Source organism: Corynebacterium sp. HMSC05D08 (genome assembly GCF_001807215.1).
GTDB lineage: Bacteria > Actinomycetota > Actinomycetes > Mycobacteriales > Mycobacteriaceae > Corynebacterium > Corynebacterium striatum.
This window is the reverse complement of the sequence record NZ_KV788284.1, coordinates 25,811-34,081: the sequence shown is the minus strand read 5'-3', so window position 1 is coordinate 34,081 and position 8,271 is coordinate 25,811. Positions and strand designations below refer to the sequence as shown.

6 protein-coding genes are annotated in these 8,271 nt (G+C 59.0%); 3 read left to right on the top strand and 3 right to left on the bottom strand.

The window, feature by feature from the left end; genetic code table 11:
* Window positions 1-938 precede the first annotated feature (938 nt).
* Window positions 939-2,891, top strand: coding sequence for an acyltransferase family protein (locus HMPREF3148_RS00430; protein ID WP_100619439.1), 1,953 nt, complete (start codon window positions 939-941; stop codon window positions 2,889-2,891).
* A 123-nt stretch (window positions 2,892-3,014) separates the two neighbouring features.
* Entirely contained in the window at window positions 3,015-3,716 is a 702-nt protein-coding gene (locus HMPREF3148_RS00425; protein WP_157800428.1) for a DUF1648 domain-containing protein, read from the top strand.
* A gap of 83 nt (window positions 3,717-3,799) precedes the next feature.
* Here the strand turns inward: HMPREF3148_RS00425 and HMPREF3148_RS00420 are convergent, their stop codons facing one another.
* The 3 genes from HMPREF3148_RS00420 to HMPREF3148_RS00410 all read right to left on the bottom strand — a co-directional run bounded on the left by HMPREF3148_RS00420 (window position 3,800) and on the right by HMPREF3148_RS00410 (window position 6,784).
* On the bottom strand, window positions 3,800-4,126 hold the full coding sequence (locus tag HMPREF3148_RS00420) for a putative quinol monooxygenase (RefSeq protein WP_034657186.1): 327 nt from the start codon (window positions 4,124-4,126) through the stop codon (window positions 3,800-3,802).
* Window positions 4,127-4,247: 121 nt separating this feature from the next.
* Window positions 4,248-4,799, bottom strand: a complete 552-nt coding sequence (locus HMPREF3148_RS00415) for a hypothetical protein (protein ID WP_005530100.1) — start codon at window positions 4,797-4,799, stop codon at window positions 4,248-4,250.
* A 125-nt stretch (window positions 4,800-4,924) separates the two neighbouring features.
* Window positions 4,925-6,784: an ABC-F family ATP-binding cassette domain-containing protein gene (locus HMPREF3148_RS00410; protein ID WP_070508540.1), complete on the bottom strand. Its 1,860-nt coding sequence runs from the start codon at window positions 6,782-6,784 to the stop codon at window positions 4,925-4,927.
* A 91-nt stretch (window positions 6,785-6,875) separates the two neighbouring features.
* Here HMPREF3148_RS00410 and HMPREF3148_RS00405 point away from each other — a divergent pair, with 91 nt between their 5' ends.
* Entirely contained in the window at window positions 6,876-8,168 is a 1,293-nt protein-coding gene (locus HMPREF3148_RS00405; protein WP_005530103.1) for an NHL repeat-containing protein, read from the top strand.
* Window positions 8,169-8,271: the final 103 nt, after the last annotated feature.

The window sequence follows — 8,271 nt, the reverse complement described above, 5'->3', positions numbered from 1 at the left end:
CCGAAAAATCCGAAAAAGATGGTTCGAATGCAGCAAAGGCTGCGGGCAAGAACGCCGACGGCAAAAAGAAGCCACGCCTGATTTATCCGCCGGTAACGAAGCAACAAGTAACACAGACGCAAAAGGCGTCTGTCGCGCCAAAGCCACAGAACGCACAGGCTCCAAAGACTCAACAGCCAAAGACTCAACAAAGCGCTCAGCCGAACACGGGCGCCAAGCCCGATACCTCGAAGCAAAGCACTAAGCCAGAGACGCCGAAACAGGGCGCCTCGAAGGCAGGCCCCACAGCAGCTGGCGCCGCCGCAGCCGGTATTTCCGCAACCAAGGCCAAGGCTGAGGCGCAGAATCCGCCTGCAAAGCAACACCCGAAGCAGCCTAATGCCGGTAAGAACAAGCAGCCCGAGGGCAAGCCGGCCAACGCAGCACAGGCATCTCAGACGGCCCAAGCTTCTCAGCCTGCTGGAAAGCCGCAGGCTCAGGCCCAGCCAAAGGCCCAGGCTCCGCAATCTCAGGCTAAGCAGACACAGCCCCAGGCTCAAGCACAGCAGCCGCAAAAGCCACGGCCAGAGGCAGAACAGGCGAACCGCCCAGCGAGTGCCGCGAAGCCTGGAACCACTGCAAAAGCAGCTGGCGCAGAAGCCACCGCAAACTCCGCGAACCACGCTGCCACTGAGCAGGAGATCGCACGCGCACTCGCACGTCGCTCGCAATCCGTGGGCACGCCTTCCCAGCAGCAGTTGAAGGCACCGAAGCCTCCTCGCGAAGCACAGAAGCATCCCAATCGTTCTGCGCAGACCTCAGACGCCAAGCCGAACAATAAGCCAATCGCGAAGCCCACTGCCAAAGAAGCAAGCATCGCTACTGCCCCAGCGGCATTTGTGCAGCCGCCCAAGAATGAGCCGCGCCCGCAGCAATCTGCAAAACCGGCTACCCCGGTCATGGTGGACAGCTTCCCCCACGAGCCCGAAGCACTTGCCACGCCACCAGAAAGCAAGGAAGTAAAGCACAACCGCCGCGCCCGCCTGCGCCAGGTCAAGGGCCTCGACGGCCTTCGCGGCCTAGCCGTCCTCGCAGTGGTCATCTACCACTTCTTCGGCGACTTCCTGCCCGGTGGTTACCTCGGCGTTGACATGTTCTTTGTCCTATCCGGATTCTTGATTACCTCCCTGCTCGTCCGCGAATTCCGCGCCAGCGGCCGCATCAGCTTGAAGGATTTCTGGGTCCGACGATTCCGCCGAATCCTGCCCGCAGCGTTGGCCGTGCTCATCATTTGCACGTCCATCGTTGGTCTCATCGGCGGTGATCTAGCAGTAGGAATCCGCGAGCAGTTCCTGGGCACGTTCTTCTTCGTCAATAACTGGACACAGATTGCCACCTCGCAGTCTTACTTTGCTGACAACGAAATTCAGGTCTTTGCCCACTACTGGTCGTTGGCTGTTGAAGAGCAGTTCTATGTCATTTGGCCCCTGCTCATTTTCACCATTTTCGCCATTTCCCGGCGTCAACCCCGCCGACTCCCAATTGCGGTCTCGTTAATTCTGGCCATCGCGTCCGGCGTGGCAATGTGGCTCATCTACGTTCCTGGTGAGGACCCAACGCGCGTCTACTACGGCACCGATACCCACGCCTTCGGCTTGCTCATTGGCGCAATCCTTTCTTTGATGCTCACCAGCACCAAGGAAGATCCCGGGGCTGACTCGTGGGCAAGTCCCGGAAAGTCCGAGCGTGTTCTGGCAGGAACGATTGGCTTCTTAGCGCTTGCGGGTTACATCGCGCAACTGTTCCTAATGCCGGACGATGCAGACTTCACCTATCGCGGCGGCTTGGTGCTGACAAGCGTCCTCGGCGCGCTCATGATTTGGGGCGTCGTCCGCGAATTCGGTCCTCTCAAATGGATCTTCAGCACTGCCGTCATGCGTTGGCTGGGTCAGCGTTCCTTCTCGCTGTACCTGTGGCACTGGCCGGTCGTGATGATTTTGCGCGCGATTTTCGACGGAAACCACTCCTCCGACAAGCCGTGGATTCTGGGCCTTGTCGCGATACCGATCTCCTTCCTGCTGGCAGAGCTTTCCTACCAGTTCGTGGAGAATCCTTTCCGCCGCGGCGGTTACAAGAAGACGTGGACTGGCTACTGGGCGGCCCGCCCCTCGATCTCCGAGATGAAGGACGGATTTGCCAAGGCCTTTTGGCCGTTTGTGCCGTTGATCGTCGTCGCTTCCCTAGTGGGCGTGGGCTACGCGCTGGCGATCTCCAGCGATAAATCTGAGCTGGAGCAGCAGCTCGAGATGCTGCAGCAGAAGAACACGCAAAGCAACCAGGGCAACCCTGGCGCTGCGGCAGCTCCAGCGAGCCCAGAAGAAAATACCAGCCGTCCGATGCCAACCGGCAATGAAATTACCGCCATCGGTGACTCGGTGATGTTGGCTGCCTCCGAGGCACTGCAGCAGCGCTACCCAGGCATCTACGTCGACGCCGACGTTTCCCGCCACTACACAGCAGCTATCCCGATCATTCAGCAGCTCAAGGATTCTGGCCAGCTGCGCTCCACGGTTTTCCTTGGCTTCGGTACCAATGGCCCGGCATTCCCTGACCAGATTCAGGAAGTCGTTGACCTCATCGGCCCAGACCACACCATCGTGATGGCCGTTCCTTATGGCGACCGCGGATGGATGGCACAGTCCCAACGCGACGTCATCGATGCTGCGAAAAAGTACGACAACGTCTACCTTGCTGACTGGTGCACCCACGCACAGAGCAACCCGAACTTGCTCTATTCCGACGGCATTCACCCGCTTCCGGAAGGCGCTTCGGAATACGCATTGGCTTTCCACTACGCCTTGTTGCAGTATTCCAACTACGACAAGAACTTGGATTCCAAGTGCCAGATCTAGAAGTTCTTGAGCCAAAGCTCCTAGAACGCAAAAGGCGGACGGTCTCTTACAGCGGACCGTCCGCCTTTTCGTTATCCTGTTTTTGGATTTAGGTAAGAAACTGCGCACACGAGGAACTTCCTGTTGACAGCTCCACGCAAAGAATGGATTTGGTTGGCCGCCACGGCAGCGCTTGCGCTAGTCGCCGCAATCGTAGTGATTGCCGGCTGGGATAGTCTCCCAGACCCACTGCCCAAGCATTTCAATGGTCGAGACGAACCTGATGCATGGATGCCAAAGACCTATCGCAATGCAATTGGTTTTGCTGTGCTTGTTCCTATTATTCTGACGATTGTTTCAGCAGTAACTATCGGCATAACGCAACAAAGCACCAAGACAACCACAGGCAGCTATTCGCAGTCTTCTGCGGTTGATATCGAGCGTAGCCGTGCTCACTCCGCTGCTATCCTTCCAGCGTTAAGCTTTTGGTTTTTTGCACTAACGGCAATCTGCACGGCGTTCGCGCTCACTGGAATCTTTCTCAGCGGCCCTAGACCGCTAATTTTCCCCTGCTTAGTCGTTGCCATCCTTATGGCTTGCGTCTGGCTCATGTTCAGGTTGAATAGCATAAATAAAAAGCTGGATGAAAACTTTCCTGACTCCTCTACAGCGGGCAAGCTTCGTTACGGATTGTTCTACTACGACCCCACAGATACCCGCGCGATGGTGCCCCTTCCCAGCGGTTCTTCCCAATTCAACTTTGGGCAGAAAACGGCCTGGTTTATCCTCGCAGGTCTCCTAGTACCGCCAGTCCTTATTATCATTCTTCTCAACGTCGCAACCTAAAACGCCCATAGAAAAATCCGCCTTCCTGCGCTGCGTGGTTGTATACACGGTGCAGGGAGGCGGATTGCTTTTAAGCGAGTGTCTTAGGACTCCACCTTGTACTCGGCCATGCGGTCCCACTCGGTCTTCCCGTCGATGTGGACGTTGATGATTTCCGGGGTCTCCAGCAAGTACTTCGGGAACTCCTCGCAGGAGCGCTTAAAGTGCTCGCCCTGGACATGATCCACGTCCTTGCCATCAGCATAAGCCTCAACGAGGAGGAAGCGCTGACGGTCCTCCGGATCACGGTACCAATCAAAGTTCAGGCAACCCGACTCCGCATTACAAGCCTGGGTGTACCAGTCGATCTCCTCGAGGAAGGTCTCTGCATATTCGGGCTTTACGTGGAATTTTACGTTAATCAAAATCATGGGGACCATCTTACGTACCCGGAAACTACGCCGCCATGCTCCCGTCATGACCTGCCTTTCTGCTCCGCGCAGTGGGTCGGATCAGTGCACCCGTCGTCCTTAGTAGATAAAGAAGCAAAGACTAGTTAAAGAAGTACTCCGCAACGTAGACGTTCGAGCCGTCGAAGCTGGTGGCCACGCCAAAGTGCTTGCTAGGTCCCGGGGTAACTGGGACGTCGCGGTTGAGCCAGTTGAGGCGGTCTTGTGCTTCCTGGATGCTCAGGCGGTAGACGTTGCCGCTGCCCTCGTTGAGGTGGGTGCGGCCATCACCGGCATTGCCGTGGAAGGTCAGCGTTCCCGCTGCGCCGTGATCAGCCCACTCCTGCGCGATGTTTCGCGCGTTGCCGTCTTCAACATGGCCCTGCTTGCGCAGGTGCGCGTTCGTGGCGCTAACCAGCTGGTGGGCCACCTCAGGGGCTGGCTGCTTGATAAACGGCGGCAGCTGAATGTTGAACTGCTTGGCGAGGTCGTATGCCTGTGCAGGCAGCTCAATTTGCGAGCTACCCGCTGGCAGCTGGGAGGAAAGCTCTTGGACCTGTGGCGGGAGCTGAACCTGTGCCTGGGCTGGCACCAGCCCACCCATGGTCAAGGCAAGTGCGGCTGTAACGGGGAGGATGCGGCGCGAGATGTTCATGACCTCCACCGTGCCACAGCTACGCGGTATGAGGACACCGCATTGAACGCTGTTCGGCAGATCGCAACCGCATCGTTATACGGCAGGGGGAGGCATGCTTGACGACGCCCCGCTTGCCCAAAGGCTTATCCCTCCAGCTTTTGACCGAGTTCCAGCCACTCCATTTCCAGCTCCTCGCGCTGCGCGGTGATGTCTTTGACCTGCGCATCTAGCTTAGTGAGCTGCTCGGTATCGAGTACCGTCGCAGCGGCAACTTCTGCCATGGTCGCACTCACTTTCTCCGCTTGCTCGTCGAGCTTGGACATCTTGCGTTCCAGTGCGTTCATCTTCTTGGTCAGCTCGCGTTCTTCCTGCGAGCTCAGGCGCTTTGGCGCCGCGGTGCCAGTGCCGCCGGCTCCGTCGCCCTTGGTCTTGGCCGTATCGGCAGCAGTTCCGTCCGCGTTCTTACCGCCCAGGTTCAGGACACCGGAATTCTGGGCGGCGTCGAGCTGGGCGCGGCGGCGCAGGTATTCGTCGATTCCTCCCGGCAGGTTAGTCAGCTTGCCGTCGCCGAACAGCGCATAGGTGTTGTCGGCGATCCTTTCTACGAGGTAGCGGTCGTGCGAGATGACCACCATCGTTCCGGGCCACGAGTCTAGAAGCGACTCGAGCTCCTGAAGGGTATCAATGTCCAGGTCATTGGTTGGCTCGTCCAGCAGAAGAACATTTGGCTCGGCCATGAGCACGCGGGTCAATTGCAGGCGGCGGCGCTCGCCACCGGACAGGTCACCCACCGGGGTGCGCTGGCGTTTGGCAGAGAAGCCGAGGCGCTCGGCCAGTTGCGAGGCGCTCAGCTCCTTCTTGCCAAGCTGGACGTAGGTAGCGACGTCCTCCACGGCGTCGATAAGCCGACGCTCCGGATCGAGGTCATCGAGTTCCTGGCGCAGCCAACCCAGACGCACCGTCTGCCCCTCAATGCGCTTGCCTGCCGCGAGCGAGTGCTCCCCTGCCAAAGCGCGCAGCAGAGTGGTCTTGCCGGAACCATTCACGCCGACCAGGCCGATGCGCTCACCCGGCGCGAGGCGCCAGGTCAGATGGTCGACCAGCACACGGCCGTCGGGGGTGGCCACGGTCGCGTCCTCGAGTTCGATAACCACGCGGCCTTGGCGCTGCTTGGAAAAGGCCATGAGCTCAACCTTGTTGCGCGGCGCGGGGACGTCCGCGATGAGGGCCTCGGCGGCCTCAATGCGATAACGCGGCTTGGAGGTACGAGCCGGCGCACCTCGGCGCAGCCAGGCCAGCTCCTTGCGGGCGAGATTCTGGCGGCGCTGTTCCATGGCGTCGGCCTGGCGGGCGCGCTCGGCGCGGGCATAGATCCAGTCGTTGTAACCGCCCTCGTAGGGGTCGACCACACCGTCGTGCACTTCCCAGGTGGTGGTGGCGACGGTATCCAGGAACCAGCGGTCGTGAGTGACCACCACGACGGCAATCTTGCGGCCCAGCAGGTGCTGCGCAAGCCACTGCACGCCCTCGACGTCGAGGTGGTTGGTCGGCTCGTCGAGTACCACGAGGTCGAGTTCCTGTACGAGCGCTGCGGCTAGATTCACGCGGCGGCGCTCACCACCCGAGAGCGAGCCCACTTGGGTCTCTAGGCCGAGTTCCACAATTCCGAGGCCCCCCAGGACGTCGCGTACCTTGGCGTTGGAGGCCCACTCAAAGGTTTCGAGGCCGAGCGGTTCGATGATGACCTGGGCGATGGTCAGGGCGTCGTCAAGCTCAAAGCGTTGCGTCACCACAGCCATGCGTAGATCGGAGTTGTGGGAAACGCGCCCCTCGTCTGGTGGCTCGATGCCAGTCAAGACCTCTAGAAGCGTGGTCTTACCGCCGCCGTTAACGCCAACGATTCCGATTCGGTCACCGGATTGCACGCCGAGTGATACCCCATCAAGGAGAGTCTGGAGGCCGAAAGATTTGGATACGTTTTCCAAGTTAATAAGGTTCGCCATAACGTTGTCCCATCTTAATGCCTAGACCGGAGTACCCCCTCATTTCCGCGAGTATTGCAAATGAATATCGTTCTAAATAGCCTAAAGTGTTATGAAGAAATCTGCGCTTTCAATTCTCGCCGCTGTCTCCGCGACCGCGCTTCTTGTTACTTCCTGCTCCAAGCCAGCTGATGAGGCTGCTCCGGCAACCTCCGCTGCGGAGGAGGCTCACGATCATGAGCACGAGGGACATGACCACTCCCACGACGGCATGGAAGCCAGCGAGGGCGAGACTGAGGTTGCCCAGCTGCCTAATCGCGTCGTACTCTCCCACGAGGGTGGCCTGAAGACCTACGATGCCAAGACCGGCAAGGTCATCGCGGAAGAGGATATGCCTGCGTTCCTGCGCCTGTCTAACGCTGGCGATGACCGTCACGTCATGGTGACCAAGGGCGACAAGTTCCTCACCTTCGACACCGGCCTCATCACCAAGCCGCACGGCGATCACAACCACTACTACACCGCTGAGCCAAAGCTTGACGACGCCGAGTACAAGGCACCGCACGCAGGCCACGTGGTTCACCACGACGGCTTCACCGCGCTCTTCTCCGATGGTGACGGCACCGCACAGGTCGTACCAACCGACCAGATTGCTGATCCAAAGGACGTTAAGACCTTCGAGTCCGGCGAGGCTCACCACGGTGTGGCTGTTCCGCTCAAGGATGGCTCCGTCGTTATGACCAAGGGCACCGAGGACGAGCGCCACACCATTCAGCACCTGGACAAGGATGGCAAGGTCCTGACTGAGACCACCAAGTGCCCTGGCGTCCACGGTGAGGCTACCGCTGGTAACGGAAAGCTCTTCTTCGGCTGTGAGGACGGCCCTGTCGTCTTCGACGGCAAGGAGTTCCATAAGATCGACGTTTCTTCCTACGCTGGCAAGGACGGCTACCAGCGCTCCGGTAACTCCGCTGGTTCCGAAGAGTCTGACATCATCCTCGCTGATAATAAGACTGAGAAGGACGCCGAGTTCGAGCGCCCAACATCTGTCTCCCTCATCAACACCGAGGACTACTCCGCCAAGAAGGTTGAGCTTGGATCTTCTTACTGGTTCCGTTCCCTGGCCCGCGGCCCGCTGGGCGAGGCACTGGTTCTGACCTACGACGGCAAGCTCAACGTCATCGATCCGGAATCCGGCAAGGTCACCAAGAAGATCGACGCTATCTCCGAGTGGCGCGAGAACGAAGAGTGGCAGCTGCCTGGACCGATCCTGAAGTCCGTTGACGGCTACGCTTACGTCACCGACGCCAACAAAAAGGAGCTCGTTGTCATCGACCTGTTCGAGGGCAAGGAGATCAACCGCTTCAAGCTGGACATCAAGCCGACCGAGATGGCTGTCCTCTAAGGTTGCGCTGTAGAGCCCCCTCCGCTCTAGCTAGGAAATAGACAAAGGCACCGTTCAATGGGACGGCGCCTTTGTCTATCTCAGTCGATCTCAAGTGGGCTAA

What these genes read in the sequence shown, in the direction of transcription:
- HMPREF3148_RS00405 (WP_005530103.1), top strand. Translation starts at nt 6,876, where the DNA reads ATGAAGAAATCTGCGCTTTCAATTCTCGCCGCTGTCTCCGCGACCGCG.
- HMPREF3148_RS00420 (WP_034657186.1), bottom strand. Translation starts at nt 4,126, where the DNA reads ATGATTTTGATTAACGTAAAATTCCACGTAAAGCCCGAATATGCAGAG.
- HMPREF3148_RS00415 (WP_005530100.1), bottom strand. Translation starts at nt 4,799, where the DNA reads ATGAACATCTCGCGCCGCATCCTCCCCGTTACAGCCGCACTTGCCTTG.
- HMPREF3148_RS00410 (WP_070508540.1), bottom strand. Translation starts at nt 6,784, where the DNA reads ATGGCGAACCTTATTAACTTGGAAAACGTATCCAAATCTTTCGGCCTC.
- HMPREF3148_RS00430 (WP_100619439.1), top strand. Translation starts at nt 939, where the DNA reads ATGGTGGACAGCTTCCCCCACGAGCCCGAAGCACTTGCCACGCCACCA.